The organism is Pseudomonas sp. LBUM1646 (assembly GCF_059716165.1).
On the sequence record NZ_CP166810.1, the window covers coordinates 6,599,288 to 6,614,961 of the forward strand.

Genomic DNA, 15,674 nt, shown 5'->3' on the forward strand with positions numbered 1-15,674 from the left:
GCCGCTGCTTCTATTGCGCCCAACGCAGTTGCGTAGGCAATGGTGAAACAGGTTCCGGTTCCGGCGGTTCGCCGGGCAGTGACAGCACGCGATTGAGGACTTCGGTTTCCAGCGCCGCCAGCCGATGGGAACCACGAACCCGAGGGCGCGGCAGTTCCACGAGCAGGTCGAGGCCGACGTCGCCCTCTTCGATCAGGATCACCCGATCGGCAATCGCCACCGCTTCACTGACGTCGTGGGTCACCAGCAACACGGTGAAGCCGTGCTTTTGCCAGAGCCGTTCGATCAGTTGCTGCATTTCAATTCGGGTCAGGGCATCCAGGGCGCCCAGGGGTTCGTCCAGCAACAGCAAGCGCGGTTGATGGATCAGCGCGCGGGCCAGGGCCACCCGTTGCTTCTGCCCACCGGACAAGGCTGCCGGCCACTCATTGGCGCGATCCGCCAGGCCGACCGACTCCAACGCTTCCAATGCTTGTGGCCGCCAGTTGCCCTTGAGTCCGAGGCCGACGTTGTCGATGACTTTTTTCCATGGAAGCAGGCGCGCTTCCTGGAACATCAAACGCGTGTCTTCCCGAGCATCGCTTAGCGGTGCAGAACCAGCGAGCAATTCGCCGCCCGTAGGTTTGTCGAGACCCGCGAGCAAGCGCAGCAAGGTGCTTTTGCCGCAGCCGCTACGACCGACCACGGCTACAAACTGGCCCGCCGGAACATGCAGATCGACTTCGCGCAGTACTTGCCGCGAACCGAAAGTCTTTTGCAGCTTGCGCACCGCCAGCGGAATCCCGCGCAGCAGGCGTGGAGGTTGTTGAGCAGTCATGCGGCACCTCCTTTGGCAACCTGATACGCCGGATGCCAGCGCAACCACACCCGCTCAAGTCCACGGGCCGCGAGGTCGGCCAGTTTGCCGAGCACCGCGTACAACAGAATCGCCAGCACCACCACGTCGGTCTGCAAGAACTCCCGGGCATTCATCGCCAGGTAGCCAATGCCGGAGCTCGCGGAAATGGTTTCCGCCACGATCAGGGTCAACCACATAAAGCCGAGAGCAAAACGCACACCGACCAGAATCGACGGCAGCGCACCCGGCAATATCACCTGACGGAACAGGCTGAAACCGGACAAACCATAACTGCGGGCCATCTCCACCAGCGCCGGATCGACGTTGCGGATGCCGTGATAGGTATTCAGGTAGATCGGGAACAACGTGCCCAACGCCACCAGGAAAATCTTCGCCGACTCATCGATGCCGAACCACAGGATCACCAGCGGAATCAGCGCCAGGTGCGGTACGTTGCGGATCATCTGCACCGAACTGTCGAGCAGGCGCTCACCCCACTTCGACAGGCCGGTGATAAAGCCCAGCGCCAGACCGATGCCGCCGCCAATGGTGAAGCCCAAGGCTGCACGCCAGCCGCTGATGGCCAGGTGGGTCCAGATTTCACCGCTGCGCACCAGGCTCACGCCGGCTTCTATCACGGCGATTGGCGCCGGCAGAATCCGCGTCGACAACCAACCCGCCGACACCGACAACTGCCACACCGCCAGCAGCAACACCGGCAACGCCCATGGCGCGAGGTTGTGGATAATTCTTTTCATGGCGGCGCCTCAGCTCTGGGACGCGGCTTTGGGAAGAATGTCGTTGGCCACCATCTCGCCGAACGGGCTGACGAAGTTGGCACCTTGGGGTTGTTCCGGACGCTGTACGTCAATGTGCGGGAACAGCAATTCGGCGACGCGGTAAGCCTCTTCCAGGTGCGGATAACCGGAAAAGATGAACGTGTCGATGCCCAGGTCGGCGTATTCCTTCATGCGCGCGGCCACGGTCGGACCGTCACCCACCAGCGCCGTACCGGCACCGCCGCGCACAAGGCCAACACCGGCCCAGAGGTTGGGGCTGACTTCCAGATTGTCGCGACTGCCGCCGTGCAGTGCAGCCATGCGTTGCTGGCCGACCGAATCGAAACGCGACAGCGAAGCCTGGGCCCGGGCGATGGTCTCGTCGTCCACATGCGAGATCAGCCGGTCCGCCGCTGCCCACGCTTCCTCGTTGGTTTCACGCACGATCACATGCAAGCGAATACCGAAGCGCACGGTACGACCGAGCTTCGCGGCTTTGGCCCGCACTTGTGCAATCTTCTCGGCCACGGCGGCCGGTGGTTCGCCCCAGGTCAGGACCATTTCAACCTGTTCGGCTGCCAGATCCTGAGCCGCTTCCGAAGAACCGCCAAAGTACAGCGGCGGACGCGGTTGCTGGATCGGTGGATAGAGCAACTTGGCGCCTTTCACGCTGATGTGCTGCCCGTCGTAATCAACGGTTTCGCCTTCCAGCACCCGACGCCAGATGCGGGTGAATTCCACCGAGGCCTGATAGCGTTCTTCGTGGCTGAGGAACAAACCATCGCCGGCCAATTCATCCGGATCACCGCCCGTCACCAGGTTGAACAACGCCCGGCCGCCGGACAAGCGATCCAGCGTCGCTGCCTGCCGCGCCGCCACCGTCGGGGAAATGATCCCGGGGCGCAGGGCGACAAGGAATTTCAAACGCTGGGTCACCGGGATCAGCGACGCGGCCACCAGCCACGAGTCTTCGCAAGAACGGCCGGTAGGGATCAACACCCCGCCGAAGCCCAGGCGATCCGCTGCCTGGGCGATTTGTTGCAAATAACCATGGTCAACGGCGCGAGCGCCTTCGGCGGTGCCAAGGTAATGGCCGTCGCCGTGGGTAGGCAGGAACCAGAAAATATTGAGGCTCATGGAGTGGTCTCCTTAGGAATTCGAATTACTGCGCTTTGGCAACGGCTGCCGGTGGTGTCCAGATCACGTCTTTGATGCTCAAGGGCTTGGGAATCAGCTTGAGCTGGTAGAAGCTGTCGGCGATTTTCTGTTGGGCGGCGACCACTTCAGGCGTGAGGAACAGCGCGCCGTAGCCCTGGCGTTTCACCGAGGTCAGGGTGATGTCTGCCGGCAGGCCGAGCAGTGGCGAAACCCGTTTGGTCACGTCTTCCGGATTGGCTTTGGACCACTCGCCGACGGCGCGCACTTCTTCGACGAGGGTCTTGATCACCTCGGGATTTTTCTGTGCGTACGGCTTGGTCGCCAAGTAGAACTGATGGTTGTCGACGATGCCTTGGCCATCACGCAGGGTGCGTGCTTGCAGTTGCTGTTCGGCGGCGGCCTGGTACGGATCCCAGATCACCCAGGCATCGACACTGCCACGTTCGAACGCAGCGCGGGCATCGGCGGGTGGCAGGAATACGGTCTGGATGTCGGTGTATTTGAGGCCAGCGTCTTCGAGTGCACGGACCAGCAGGTAGTGAACGTTGGAGCCTTTGTTCAAGACGACTTTCTTGCCCTTGAGGTCCGCGACCGATTTGATCGTCGAGTCCTTCGGCACCAGGATCGCTTCGCTGTGCGGCGCTGGCGGCTCGTAGGCGACGTAGAGCAGATCTGCACCGGCGGCTTGAGCGAAGACTGGCGGGGTTTCGCCGGTAACGCCGAAGTCGATCGAGCCGACGTTCAGGCCTTCCAGCAACTGCGGGCCGCCGGGGAACTCAGTCCATTGCACGTCTACGCCTTGGGCGGCGAGGCGTTTCTCAAGCGTACCTTTGGCCTTGAGCAGCACCAGGGTGCCGTATTTCTGATAACCGATTCGCAACGTCTCGGCTTGTGCTTGAGAAATAACGCCGAAGGACACAGCCGCCACAAACAGAGCGACCAGACCACGACGCAAAATGACAGTGCGCATAGCGCTCTCCTATTTGCTGTTGGGTTTTGGCTGCACCTGCTTGGCCGTTGGCGGCTGAGTAAGGTGAGTACATCAAAGTCGGGTGAGGCTTAAATGCTCCAGCGAGCACTCAACAAACGTTCGTTCAACAGGTTCGGGTCGATCGGCTTGGGCCGTCGGGCCATGGCGCTGAAAAACAACTCCAGTGATTCATTCAGTCTTTTTTCCAGCTCGGGAGCCAACTGCGCCTGGGCACTGCCTTCGCCGTAAGCGATCTGGCTGTCCACGGCGAAAATCCCGTGGAGCATTTCCTGAGCTTTCAACGCTGACAGCACCGGTTTGAGCGCGTAATCCACCGCCAGCATGTGAGCGATGCTGCCACCGGTGGCCATTGGCAACACCACTTTGTGGTCCAGGGCACGTTCGGGCAGCAAGTCCAGTACGGTTTTCAGTGCACCGGAGAACGACGCCTTGTAGACCGGCGTGGCGATCAGCAGGCCATCAGCGTTTTCAATCTGTTGCAACAGGTCGATCACCTTCGGGCTGTCGAAGCGTGCGTGCAGCAAGTCTTCGGCCGGGAAGTCCCGCACCTGATAACTCACCACTTCCACTCCTTGTTCCTGCAACCAGCGTTGCGAACGCTCCAGCAACACCCCGGAACGAGAGCGTTGGCTGGGGCTGCCACCGAGTGAGACGACCAGCATTCAGACGATTCCTTGAGCGGTGTTGGCGATTCGCAGTGCGCGATCTCGCTTCGATAGAGTGACCTTAACAGGTGATTTATATATCCATAAATCATATTTATTCATTTGGTTATTCCTTTAAAACCTATGCAAATCCTCTTTTCCCAGGCAAAAAAATAGGCCGTGGAAACGGCCTGAAAATCCCCTGCTGATCGTTCCCACGCTCTGCGTGGGAATGCATCCATGGACGCTCCGCGTCCAAAGTGACGCGGAGCGTCACGGGCGGCGTCCCCACGCGGAGCGTGGGAACGATCACATCATTAGCGATTCGGTTGCGGCGTCAGGCGCAGGTACGGCTTCACCGCCCGATAACCCTTGGGAAAGCGTTTGTTGATTTCGTCTTCATCCTTGAGCGACGGCACGATCACCACTTCATCACCGTCCTGCCAGTTGGCCGGGGTGGCCACTTTGTAGTTGTCGGTGAGTTGCAGCGAGTCGATCACCCGCAGGATTTCATGGAAGTTGCGCCCGGTGCTGGCCGGGTAGGTGATGGTCAGCCGCACCTTCTTGTTCGGGTCGATCACGAACAGTGAGCGCACGGTCAGGGTGTCGTTGGCGTTCGGATGGATCAGGTCGTACAGGTCCGAGACCTTGCGATCGGCGTCGGCGAGGATCGGGAAGTTGACGATCGTATTCTGGGTTTCGTTGATGTCCTCGATCCATTTGTGATGCGAGTCCACCGGGTCAACCGACAGGGCGATGGCTTTGACGCCGCGCTGGGCAAATTCATCCTTGAGCTTGGCGGTAAAACCCAATTCTGTGGTGCACACCGGGGTGAAGTCCGCCGGGTGGGAAAACAGCACGCCCCAGCTATCGCCCAGCCATTCGTGGAAACGGATGGTGCCGGCGCTGGAATCCTGTTCGAAATCGGGGGCGATATCGCCAAGTCTGAGGCTCATGGTGCTGCTCCTGGTGAGTGCTTGTTGAGCTCAACTGTGCCTGCATTCCGAATGGATTAAAAAGAATAAATATCGATTTATTTAGATCATAAGTGAATATTAAAGATCTGTTCACTGGACCTGAACCGCTATCGAGACCAACATCGCCCACAAGGTTCGAGAAGGCCTTGAGTTGCTGCAAAAGAGGGAAAGTTTCGAGGCGGGATTACGGGGGTGACTCCGCCTCGGAAACGCAAAAGCCCCGCCCGGCGAGGTGCCGGGCGGGGCTTTTTTTACTCAGGTGTACTTGAGCGCGCTATTACAGCAGCGGGATCGAGTAGCTGAGGATCAGGCGGTTTTCGTCCTGGTCGCGTTGACCCGGGATGTCGTTGCGCCAGGTAGCATTTTTCCACATGAAGCCAACGTTTTTCAGCGGGCCTTCTGGTACCACGTAACCTACGGTCAGGTCGCGTTCCCACTCGGAACGACCGTTACCGTTCTCACGGCCGTTGGTACCCACGGTGTCGATGTTGTCGCCACGCAGGTAAACCATACCGGCGGTCAGGCCTGGCAGGCCGACTTTAGCAAAGTCATACGAGTAGCGTGCTTGCCAGGTACGCTCGCCGGCACGGCCGAACTTCTGGATTTGCATGTCAGTGATGGTGTAGTTCGACGAACCGTCACCCTGGTTCAACCAAGGGAAGTCACTGCTACCGTTGCTGACTTGGTAACCACCACCGAAGGTGTGGCCGGCAACGGTGTACAGGAACAGGCCGCTGTACAGGTTGTTGTCGACTTTACCGCGACCGCTGGCGGTACCCGTGTAGTTACCGGAGCTGTAGTAAGCAGGGGTATTACCGTTGGCGCCGTCGTCGGAGCTGTTGAAGTAGCGCAGGTCAGACTTCAATACGCCCGGGCCGATTGCCCAGTTGTGAACCAGACCCAGGAAGTGCTGCTTGTAGAAGTCTTCCAGGTTGCCGTAGTAGTACTGGGCAGTCAGGTCTTTGGTGATTTTGTAGTCACCACCGGCGTAGATGAACTTGTTGCTGTCACGGCCGCTGATGGTAGGGCTGTTTGCGCCACCGATGGACAGTTGCTCAGTGTTGCTGGAGTTACGACCTTTAACCGCTTCGATCTGACCGCCAACCAGTGTCAGGTCTTTGATCTCGCCGGAAGTGATCTGACCACCCTGCCAGGTTTGCGGCAGCAGACGACCGTCGTTGGTCACAATAACTGGGTTCTTAGGCTGCAGAGTGCCCAGTTTCAGCTCAGTCTGGGAGATCTTGGCTTTGGCAGTCAGGCCCAGGCTGGAGAAGTTATCAACCGCTTCGCCATTGGATTTGCTTGGGAAAACAGTGCCGCCGTACGAGGTAGCCGTGGCGCCGTTGGTGCCGCCGCCCGAATCCAGCTTGATACCCAGCAAGCCGATGGCATCGATACCGAAGCCGACAGTGCCTTGGGTGTAACCGGAGATGAAGCGAAGGTCGAAGCCTTGGCCCCATTCTTCGTTTTTGCTCTGAACGCCGGAAGCGGTCTTGGCAGCCGAATCACGGTTATCGGTGTTGATGTAGAAGTTACGCAGACCCAAGGTAGCCTTGCTGTCTTCGATAAAACCGGCGGCGCCTGCCTGCTGCGCCAAAACCCCTACGGCCACAGCCAGGGCCAAGGTGGACTTATTCATGTTTCGCTCCTCTCGTTTCTAATTCTTGTGTTCCTGGCCCCGGGTCGAATGCCCTGGATCCTAAGATGCGCGATTAGCGCCAGACCGTGACTGACAAGTCAATCGTAACCTTGTGTGTCTACGACCAAGGTCTAATCACCGTTATTTGGTCCCTGCAGGGTAATGAATTCTTCATAAACCCAAAAAGAATTATTTCATTCTTTTTCATACCGAAATGGAATATATCCCATCACTACAAAACCGCACCGGGACCTCCGGTATCGGCTCATAAGCTAATTACTAAATGGTATTTATTAGCCTTTTTTTAGATCGATTAGCTTTGACGCATCTTCCATACGTCAATCCCTATCGAAAAGGCGACGCCATGATGGCCAAACGCGCACTATCCAGTCAAATTGTTACAGTTTGTATATCGGTTTTATTTTCTTTTGGCGCGCAAGCGGCCAACCTCACAGTGGGCTATCAAACCGGCATCGACCCGAGCAAAGTCCCCCAGGCCGATGGCGTTTACGAGAAAACCATCGGCCAGAAAATCGACTGGCGCCGCTTCAACAGTGGTCCGGAAGTGGTCACCGCGATTGCGTCCGGTGATGTACAAATCGGCAACCTTGGCTCGAGCCCTCTTGCTGCGGCGGCTTCACGCAACCTGCCGATCGTGGCGTTCATCGTTTCCGCCCAGATCAACGCGTCCGAAGCCTTGGTCGTACGCAACGGCAGCGGCATTGATAAACCGGAAGATCTGATCGGCAAGACCATCGCCACGCCCTTCGTTTCCACCTCCCACTACAGCCTGCTCGGCGCGCTGAAGCACTGGGGCCTCGACGCCTCGAAAGTCAAAGTGGTGAACCTGCAACCAGCAGAAATCGCCGCAGCGTGGAAGCGTGGCGACATCGATGGCGCGTTTGTCTGGTCGCCGGCGCTGGGGGAAATTCGCAAGACCGGCAAGACCTTGACCGATGCGGCACAGGTTGGCCAATGGGGCGCGCCGACTTTCGAAGTCTGGGTCGCCCGCAAGGATTACGCCGAGAAGCACCCGGAGGTGGTGGCCAAATTCGCCAAGGTTACCCTGGACTCGTTTGCCGACTATGCCGCCCATAAAGACAGCTGGACTGCCGACTCGGTGCCGGTGCAGAAAATCGCCAAACTGACTGGTGCCAATGCCATCGATGTACCGGAGTTGCTGGCCGGTTCAACCTTCCCGGATGCCAAGGCGCAGCAGACCACCGCGCTGCTCGATGGCGGCACGGCCAAGGCGATTGGCGAGACGGCGAAGTTCTTGAAGGAGCAAGGGAAGGTGGAGACAGTGCTGCCGGATTATTCGCCGTATGTGAGCGCGAAGTTCGTGCAGGAATAAACGCTGTCCCCTGATGATCGTTCCCACGCTCTGCGTGGGAATGCCTCTACGGACGCTCCGCGTTCGGCTTTCAATGGGACGCGGAGCGTCCCGGGCTGCATTCCCACGCGGAGCGTGGGAACGATCAGTACGATCGGTTACAGGGTCTTTTCGAAGATCTTCGAATTACGCTGATAGTTGTACAGCGACGCCCGCGCCGACGGCAGGCGCTCGACGCTGCTCGGCTCGAAGCCGCGCTCGCGGAACCAGTGAGCGGTGCGGGTGGTGAGCACGAACAAGGTTTTCAACCCCTGGGCCCGGGCGCGGGTTTCGATCCGTTCCAGCAATTCATCGCCGCGACCGCCATGGCGATACTCTGGGTTCACCGCCAGGCAAGCCAGTTCCCCGGCATCCGAATCGGCAATCTGATACAACGCCGCGCACGCGATAATCATGCCTTCGCGCTCCACCACGCTGAACTGCTCGATCTCGCGCTCCAGTACTTCCCGGGAACGGCGCACCAGAATCCCCTGCTCTTCCAGCGGGCTGATCAAATCCAGCAAACCGCCGACGTCTTCAATCGCCGCTTCGCGCACCAGCTCGAATTGCTCCTGGGCCACCAGCGTACCGCCACCATCCCGGGTGAACAGTTCGGTCAGCAGCGCGCCGTCTTCGGCGTAGCTGACGATGTGGCTACGCGCCACGCCGCCACGACAGGCCTCTGCCGCCGCATCCAGCAATTCGCCTTGATAGTTGTTGCCCAGGCGTTGCAAGTGCGCCGGCACTTGTTGCGGACGCAGTTCGCGAACCAGGCGACCGTTTTCATCGATCAAGCCCAGGTCTGCGCCGAACAGCAGCAGTTTGTCCGCGCCTAGGTCGATAGCCGCGCGGGTGGCGACGTCTTCACAAGCGAGGTTGAAGATTTCACCGGTCGGCGAGTAGCCCAGCGGCGACAGCAGCACGATGGAGCGTTCGTCCAGCAGGCGATTGATGCCCTTGCGATCGACCCGGCGCACTTCGCCGGTGTGGTGATAGTCGACACCTTCAAGCACGCCGATCGGCCGCGCCGTGACCAGGTTGCCGCTGGCCACCCGCAGGCGCGAGCCCTGCATCGGTGACGAGGCCATGTCCATGGACAGCCGTGCTTCGATGGCGATGCGCAACTGGCCTACCGCATCGATCACGCATTCCAGGGTCGCAGCATCGGTGATGCGCATACCGTGGTGGTAATGCGGGATCAGGCCGCGGGCAGCGAGACGGGTTTCAATCTGTGGGCGAGAGCCGTGAACCAGCACCAGTCGCACGCCGAGGCTGTGCAACAGCACCAGGTCGTGGACGATATTGCCAAAGTTCGGGTGCTCCACACCGTCGCCGGGCAGCATGACGACGAATGTGCAATCGCGGTGGGCATTGATGTAAGGAGACGCGTGACGAAGCCAATTAACGTATTCGGGCATGAACCTGGGCCTGTAATAAATAGCAGCCAAAAAATGGGCGACACACAAAACGCACAGCGGGCTGGTGGTTATCGTCGGAACAGGCTTGGCGACACGCGAGCTCTCCTCATGAATACGGGTTTGGACATCAACAATTTAACCGCGCCCCTACAAGGTTTGCGTTCAACTAACAGGCGTTTGGGCCGGCGTCAGGCAGTAATGTTCAATCAGTTGACGTAATAGATGCACGGTAGGCTGCAAACGTGACATTTCGAGGTATTCCCCCGGTTGGTGAGCGCAAGCGATGTCGCCCGGGCCAAGCACCAGTGTTTCGCAACCAAGACGCTGAAGATAAGGCGCTTCTGTGCCGAACGCTACTGCTTCGGCGCGATGGCCGGTGAGCTTTTCCGCGACCCGGACCAATTCGGCGTCCTCGGCTTGCTCGAACGGCGGCACTTCGGGGAACAGCGGCGCGTAGTCGATCTTCACCTGATGCCGTTCGGCAACCGGCTTGAGCCTCGCCAAAATCTCCGCACGCAGGGCTTTGGGGTCCATGCCCGGCAGCGGTCGCAGATCGAATTCCAGCGAACACTGGCCGCAGATGCGGTTGGGGTTGTCGCCGCCATGGATGCAGCCGAAGTTCATCGTCGGCATCGGCACGCCAAACTGCGGATTGCGGAATTCGCGCTGCCACAACAGCCGCAAACCCCGCAGTTCACCGATGGCGTCGTGCATCGCTTCGAGGGCGCTGTGGCCCAAGCGCGGGTCGGAGGAATGGCCGCTCTGACCGAGAATGTCGATGCGCTCCATCATGATGCCTTTGTGCATGCGAATCGGCTTGAGCCCGGTCGGCTCGCCGATCACCGCCGCGCGACCCAGCGGACGCCCGGCTTCGGCCAGGGCTCGAGCACCGGACATCGAGCTTTCTTCATCGCAGGTGGCAAGGATCATCAACGGTTGTTTGAACGGCTGGTCGAGCAGCGGGATGACGGCTTCGATGGCCAGGGCAAAAAAACCCTTCATGTCGCAACTGCCCAATCCAACCCAGCGACCGTCCACTTCAGTCAGTTTCAACGGATCGGTCTGCCACAACGCACCGTCGAACGGCACGGTGTCGCTGTGCCCGGCCAACACCAGGCCACCGGGGCCGGAACCAAAACTGGCGAGCAGGTTGAATTTGCCGGGGCTGACTTGCTGGATATCGCAGGCAAAACCCAAATCACCAAGCCAGGTCGCCAGCAGGTCGATCACCGGCCGGTTGGTTTGATCCAGGCTCGGCTGGGTACAGCTGACGGACGGTGCGGCGATCAGCGCAGCGAACTGATCTTTCATGGACGGCAAAGGCATCGCTGACTCCAACTCCCGGATTGAAGTCCATCATAGAACCATCGGGCGACAGGAATAAACCGCCAAGGCACGTAGGAACGTTCACTCCTGTACACTGCACGACCTTGGCAGCCACACATTCCCCCGGCTGCGCTCCCGATCCTGGATTTTCCGGCCATGCAGAAAGAAACCGAAATCAAACTCCGCGTCAGCCGCGAAACCCTCGCTGCCCTGCGCGAGCACCCGTTACTGAAAAAACGCAACAAAAGTGGCTGGGAACGCCGTGAGTTGATGAACCAGTACTTCGACACGCCTGAGCGCGACCTGGCCCGTGCCAAGGTTGCCCTGCGCCTGCGCCGCGATGGCGAAGAAGTGATTCAGACCCTCAAGACCCGCGGCCAGAGCGTCGCCGGTTTGTCCGAGCGTAACGAATACGACTGGAACCTGCCCAAAGCCAAGCTCGACGTGAAGAAACTCGACGGCGAATGCTGGCCTGAAGAACTGGCCGAGTTGGACAAGAAAACCCTGAAGGCGATCTTCACCACCGATTTCGTCCGCGAACGCGCGGAAATCGCCTGGGGCCGTGGCAAGACCAAAGTGGTCATCGAAGCGGCGTTGGACTTCGGCCATGTAGTCGTTGGCAAACAGAAAGAAGAAATCTGCGAGCTGGAACTGGAACTGCGCGAAGGCGAACCTGCCGCGCTGCTGGAACTGGCCGCCGAACTGGCCGCAACCCTGGCCCTGATGCCGTGTGACATCAGCAAGGCCGAGCGCGGCTACCGTTTGTACGACGCCAATAGCTATTCGTTGAGCCTGCCGGCGCCGCAAATCACTGCTGAAATGCCACTGGACGACGCGTTCGCCGCGCTGAGCTGGCACTTGCTGGGCAGCAGCCAGCGTCTGGCTGAACAGTATCGCTTCAATGGTCACTGGCGCTTGTTGCAGGACTGGGTCGAAAACCTCGGTGAACTGCGCGCACTGCTCAGCAGCCTCGGTCAAGCCGCACCGCGTCAGTCGACTCACGATTTGCGTGTTGCGCTCGACGCCTTGCTGGAAGACTGGCGTCCGCTGGTTCAGGCGGGCCTGGACGACGAAGACGTGCGCAAAGCTGCGCCGGAGCAGTTCCTCGAAGAACTGGAAGACCCGCGTTGGGGCCTGTTCTCCCTGAACACATCGCGCTGGTTGCTGGCTCGCACCTGGGCTGCCGATCGCAACGTCCGTGGCAATCGCCAGGGCGCTGCGCAATTGGCCAACTGGCTGCCGCGCCTGCTGGGCGAGGAAGCCACATCCCTGCAATTGCAACGCTACCAGCAACAACCGGAAGACCTGGCCGAGCAACTGCCGCGCATCGAACGCATCCAGGCCTGGATGCACCATGCCCGTGGCGTGCTGGACATCCCGGAAATGGATCGCCTGTACGGCGAGCTGAACAAACTGGCGCAACTGGCCAACGAGCCGATCACCGACGAAAGCCTGGATGCGCGTAAGCAGCAGGCGATCGCCGTGTATCAGAATCGTGCCTGGAAGATGCTGTTGCGTATGTAAAACCGCCTTTGCGGGCAAGCCTCGCTCCTACAAGGAGCGTGATCGTTCCCACGCTCCGCGTGGGAATGCAGCCCGTGACGCTCCGCGTCACTGGACGCGGAGCGTCCCTTGAGGCATTCCCACGCAGAGCGTGGGAACGATCAACAGTCACTTCAGACCGGCAAACTCGTCGTGGACTTGATCTCCGACAACGCCACAATCGAGTTCACCTCCTGAATCCCCGGCACCATCGACAGCTTCTCGAAGAAAAACCGCTCATACGCCTCGATATCCGCCGTGACGATCCGCAGCAAGAAATCCACCGACCCCATCAACACATAACACTCCAGCACTTCGGGAAAGCCGCGAATCGCCTCGGTGAACTCCGTGAAGTTCGAACGCCCGTGGGCGTTGAGTTTGATCTCGGCGAAGATCTGCGTGTTCAGGCCGATTTTCTTACGATCGAGCAACGTCACCTGCCCACGAATGATCCCCTCCTCTTTCATCCGCTGAATCCGCCGCCAGCACGGCGACTGCGAGAGCCCGACCTGTTCGGCGATCTGCGCACTGGAAAGCGAAGCGTCCTCTTGCAGCAACGCGAGAATCTTGCGGTCGTAGCCATCCAGCTCGGCGTGCATAAAAAAACCTTTGTTTGATCACTTGTTGAATCAAGCGATTCGATAAATCGCCAATACGACCGATCATAGCCAAGAAATGCCCGGCACCGAATGTAAAAATTCCTCCAGTGATTTTGGAGCCCGAACCATGCCGCATCTAGAAGCCGTAAACACCCCACCGACCCGCGCCGACGTATGGAATGTCAGCAACACCCATTGCCGCGTTCAGTACCAACTGCTGGCCGAGGCCGAACCGGATCTGCTGTGCCGCGCACTCAACTTGTTCGCCTTGCAGTTCCTGACCCCGGAACAGGTCAACGTGCAGCGCATCGATGATCTGCTGTCGATCGACATCGTGATCGACGGCCTGAGCTGGCACCGCGCCGAAGTGATCGCGGAAAAACTTCGTAACCTGATCAGCGTCTGTTCGGTGAACCTGCAAGGCGCCGATTCTGCGTGGGATGCGCAGGCGCAAGCGGCTGGCTGAAAGAACTGGAAACGGCTTCGTCGGGTAGTGGCCCAACGGTCTGTGGGTCCGCGACTATCCTTTGCACACTGCGGTCTAGATCGCTGTTTGCAGGATTGTTCAAAAGGAACCCGCATGTCCGTTCAACTTGCCACTCAGGACCGCTGGCTGGATCTCAATGATTTGCTGCGAGAACTGGTCGCCCAAGGCTTTATCAATCAGGATTCAGCCGAACTCGCGCTCAACGCCCGACGCCGGCATGCCGCTAATGGCCAGTTGCATCCGTTGGAGTTTATTGCCAGCCAGCACCTGGATGACCTCAGCCGACCCGGCAAACACCTCGACCTGGAAAGCCTGACCCTGTGGTTGTCGCAACAGGCCGGTCAGCCGTACCTGCGCATCGATCCGCTGAAAATCAACGTCGCGGCGATTACGCCGCTGATGTCTTATGCCTTCGCCCAGCGCCACAAGATCCTCGCCGTCTCCATCGACCGTGACGCGGTGACCGTGGCCAGCGCCCAGCCTTACGTCACTGGCTGGGAAGCCGACCTGACCCACGTACTGAAGCTGCCGATCAAGCGTGTGGTGGCCAACCCGGTGGATATCCAGCGCTTCAGCGTGGAGTTTTTCCGCCTGGCCAAATCGGTCACCGGCGCCACCAATGCCGATCAACAGACCAGCACCCTCGGCAACTTTGAGCAACTGCTAAACCTCGGCGCCAGCGACCAGGAGCCGGACGCCAACGACGCGCACATCGTCAACATCGTCGATTGGCTGTTCCAGTACGCGTTCCAGCAGCGCGCCAGTGATATCCACATCGAACCGCGACGCGAGCAAGGCACGGTGAGGTTTCGCATCGACGGCGTGTTGCACAACGTCTATCAATTCCCGCCTCAGGTGACCATGGCCATCGTCAGCCGCCTGAAAAGCCTGGGCCGGATGAACGTCGCCGAAAAGCGCAAACCCCAGGACGGCCGGGTCAAGACCAAGACCCCGGACGGCGGCGAAGTCGAGCTGCGTCTGTCGACCTTGCCCACGGCGTTCGGCGAAAAAATGGTCATGCGGATCTTCGATCCGGAAGTGCTGCTCAAGGACTTCGATCAGCTGGGTTTCTCCGCCGATGACCTGCGCCGCTGGCAAGACATGACCCGTCAGCCCAACGGCATCATCCTGGTGACCGGGCCGACCGGTTCAGGCAAGACCACCACGCTCTATACAACATTGAAGAAACTGGCGACGCCGGAGGTCAACCTCTGCACCATCGAGGACCCGATTGAAATGGTCGAGCCGGCCTTCAACCAGATGCAGGTCCAGCACAATATCGACCTGACCTTCGCCGCCGGCGTGCGTGCGCTGATGCGGCAGGATCCGGACATCATCATGATCGGCGAGATCCGCGACCTCGAAACCGCCGAAATGGCGATCCAGGCTGCGCTCACTGGTCACTTGGTGCTTTCGACCCTGCACACCAACGACGCGCCAAGCGCCATCAGCCGCCTGCTGGAACTCGGCGTGCCGCATTACCTGATCAAGGCCACGGTGCTCGGGGTCATGGCCCAGCGCTTGGTCCGCACCTTGTGCCCACACTGCAAGGCGCCGCTGACCCTGGGCGAAGAGGATTGGCAAACCCTGACGCGACCCTGGCAGGCACCGCTACCGAACAATGCCCACCGCGCCATCGGCTGCCTGGAGTGCCGCGACACCGGCTATCGCGGCCGCGCCGGTGTCTACGAAATCATGCAACTGACCGACAGCGTCAAGGCCCTGATCACCCCCGATACCGACTTGCTGGCGATCCGGCGCCAGGCGTTCAAGGAAGGCATGCGCAGCTTGCGGCTGTCAGGCGCGCAGAAGGTCGCGGCGGGGCTGACGACCATTGAAGAGGTATTGCGAGTGACACCGCAGAGTGAGCAGAAATAGCAGCGTCCCGCGTTCGCCACGACAAG

General features: G+C 59.7%; 14 protein-coding genes. 4 read left to right on the forward strand and 10 right to left on the reverse strand.

Features of this window, described 5'->3' with window-relative positions; translation table 11 throughout:
* Positions 1-10: 10 nt before the first annotated feature.
* The 7 genes from ssuB to ACA071_RS30165 form a co-directional block, all read right to left on the reverse strand.
* On the reverse strand, positions 11-817 hold the full coding sequence (gene ssuB, locus ACA071_RS30135) for an aliphatic sulfonates ABC transporter ATP-binding protein (RefSeq protein ID WP_497642345.1): 807 nt from the start codon (positions 815-817) through the stop codon (positions 11-13).
* Entirely contained in the window at positions 814-1,596 is a 783-nt protein-coding gene (gene ssuC, locus ACA071_RS30140; protein ID WP_133835504.1) for an aliphatic sulfonate ABC transporter permease SsuC, read from the reverse strand. The genes ssuB and ssuC overlap by 4 nt, the downstream gene beginning before the upstream one ends.
* 9 nt (positions 1,597-1,605) lie before the next feature.
* Positions 1,606-2,754: an FMNH2-dependent alkanesulfonate monooxygenase gene (gene ssuD / locus ACA071_RS30145; protein ID WP_054044581.1), complete on the reverse strand. Its 1,149-nt coding sequence runs from the start codon at positions 2,752-2,754 to the stop codon at positions 1,606-1,608.
* A gap of 25 nt (positions 2,755-2,779) precedes the next feature.
* A complete protein-coding gene (locus tag ACA071_RS30150) occupies positions 2,780-3,745 on the reverse strand; it encodes a sulfonate ABC transporter substrate-binding protein (RefSeq protein WP_497642346.1) in 966 nt (321 codons plus the stop codon).
* Between the two features lie 89 nt (positions 3,746-3,834).
* Entirely contained in the window at positions 3,835-4,428 is a 594-nt protein-coding gene (ssuE, locus tag ACA071_RS30155; RefSeq protein ID WP_497642347.1) for an NADPH-dependent FMN reductase, read from the reverse strand.
* A 299-nt stretch (positions 4,429-4,727) separates the two neighbouring features.
* The gene (locus ACA071_RS30160) at positions 4,728-5,366 is read right to left on the reverse strand and encodes a peroxiredoxin (protein WP_497642348.1); all 639 of its coding nucleotides are present in this window, start codon (positions 5,364-5,366) and stop codon (positions 4,728-4,730) included.
* A 298-nt stretch (positions 5,367-5,664) separates the two neighbouring features.
* On the reverse strand, positions 5,665-7,026 hold the full coding sequence (locus ACA071_RS30165) for an OprD family porin (RefSeq protein WP_497642349.1): 1,362 nt from the start codon (positions 7,024-7,026) through the stop codon (positions 5,665-5,667).
* A gap of 367 nt (positions 7,027-7,393) precedes the next feature.
* Here ACA071_RS30165 and tauA point away from each other — a divergent pair, with 367 nt between their 5' ends.
* Positions 7,394-8,380, forward strand: a complete 987-nt coding sequence (tauA, locus tag ACA071_RS30170; RefSeq protein WP_497645406.1) for a taurine ABC transporter substrate-binding protein — start codon at positions 7,394-7,396, stop codon at positions 8,378-8,380.
* 137 nt (positions 8,381-8,517) lie between these two features.
* Here tauA and argA read toward each other — a convergent pair whose 3' ends face one another.
* Complete coding sequence (argA, locus tag ACA071_RS30175; RefSeq protein WP_092276518.1) at positions 8,518-9,816, reverse strand: amino-acid N-acetyltransferase; 1,299 nt, start codon at positions 9,814-9,816, stop codon at positions 8,518-8,520.
* Between the two features lie 162 nt (positions 9,817-9,978).
* Positions 9,979-11,142, reverse strand: coding sequence for an acetylornithine deacetylase (gene argE, locus ACA071_RS30180; protein WP_497642350.1), 1,164 nt, complete (start codon positions 11,140-11,142; stop codon positions 9,979-9,981).
* 156 nt (positions 11,143-11,298) lie between these two features.
* Between argE and ACA071_RS30185 the strand changes: the two genes are divergently transcribed.
* Positions 11,299-12,666, forward strand: a complete 1,368-nt coding sequence (locus ACA071_RS30185; protein ID WP_322269918.1) for a CYTH domain-containing protein — start codon at positions 11,299-11,301, stop codon at positions 12,664-12,666.
* Between the two features lie 152 nt (positions 12,667-12,818).
* Here ACA071_RS30185 and ACA071_RS30190 read toward each other — a convergent pair whose 3' ends face one another.
* The gene (locus ACA071_RS30190; protein WP_121733342.1) at positions 12,819-13,283 is read right to left on the reverse strand and encodes an Lrp/AsnC family transcriptional regulator; all 465 of its coding nucleotides are present in this window, start codon (positions 13,281-13,283) and stop codon (positions 12,819-12,821) included.
* Between the two features lie 127 nt (positions 13,284-13,410).
* Here ACA071_RS30190 and ACA071_RS30195 point away from each other — a divergent pair, with 127 nt between their 5' ends.
* Positions 13,411-13,749 carry an ACT-like domain-containing protein gene (locus ACA071_RS30195; RefSeq protein WP_497642351.1) on the forward strand — a complete coding sequence of 113 codons (339 nt, stop codon included), beginning with the start codon at positions 13,411-13,413 and terminating at the stop codon, positions 13,747-13,749.
* A gap of 114 nt (positions 13,750-13,863) precedes the next feature.
* On the forward strand, positions 13,864-15,648 hold the full coding sequence (gene tfpB / locus ACA071_RS30200) for a type IV pilus assembly ATPase TfpB (RefSeq protein ID WP_497642352.1): 1,785 nt from the start codon (positions 13,864-13,866) through the stop codon (positions 15,646-15,648).
* The last annotated feature ends 26 nt before the right edge of the window (positions 15,649-15,674 follow it).

Coding starts and splice junctions, on each gene's coding strand:
- ssuB (WP_497642345.1), bottom strand. CDS start 817: ATGACTGCTCAACAACCTCCACGCCTGCTGCGCGGGATTCCGCTGGCG.
- ssuC (WP_133835504.1), bottom strand. CDS start 1,596: ATGAAAAGAATTATCCACAACCTCGCGCCATGGGCGTTGCCGGTGTTG.
- ssuD (WP_054044581.1), bottom strand. CDS start 2,754: ATGAGCCTCAATATTTTCTGGTTCCTGCCTACCCACGGCGACGGCCAT.
- ACA071_RS30150 (WP_497642346.1), bottom strand. CDS start 3,745: ATGCGCACTGTCATTTTGCGTCGTGGTCTGGTCGCTCTGTTTGTGGCG.
- ssuE (WP_497642347.1), bottom strand. CDS start 4,428: ATGCTGGTCGTCTCACTCGGTGGCAGCCCCAGCCAACGCTCTCGTTCC.
- ACA071_RS30160 (WP_497642348.1), bottom strand. CDS start 5,366: ATGAGCCTCAGACTTGGCGATATCGCCCCCGATTTCGAACAGGATTCC.
- ACA071_RS30165 (WP_497642349.1), bottom strand. CDS start 7,026: ATGAATAAGTCCACCTTGGCCCTGGCTGTGGCCGTAGGGGTTTTGGCG.
- tauA (WP_497645406.1), top strand. CDS start 7,394: ATGGCCAAACGCGCACTATCCAGTCAAATTGTTACAGTTTGTATATCG.
- argA (WP_092276518.1), bottom strand. CDS start 9,816: ATGCCCGAATACGTTAATTGGCTTCGTCACGCGTCTCCTTACATCAAT.
- argE (WP_497642350.1), bottom strand. CDS start 11,142: ATGCCTTTGCCGTCCATGAAAGATCAGTTCGCTGCGCTGATCGCCGCA.
- ACA071_RS30185 (WP_322269918.1), top strand. CDS start 11,299: ATGCAGAAAGAAACCGAAATCAAACTCCGCGTCAGCCGCGAAACCCTC.
- ACA071_RS30190 (WP_121733342.1), bottom strand. CDS start 13,283: ATGCACGCCGAGCTGGATGGCTACGACCGCAAGATTCTCGCGTTGCTG.
- ACA071_RS30195 (WP_497642351.1), top strand. CDS start 13,411: ATGCCGCATCTAGAAGCCGTAAACACCCCACCGACCCGCGCCGACGTA.
- tfpB (WP_497642352.1), top strand. CDS start 13,864: ATGTCCGTTCAACTTGCCACTCAGGACCGCTGGCTGGATCTCAATGAT.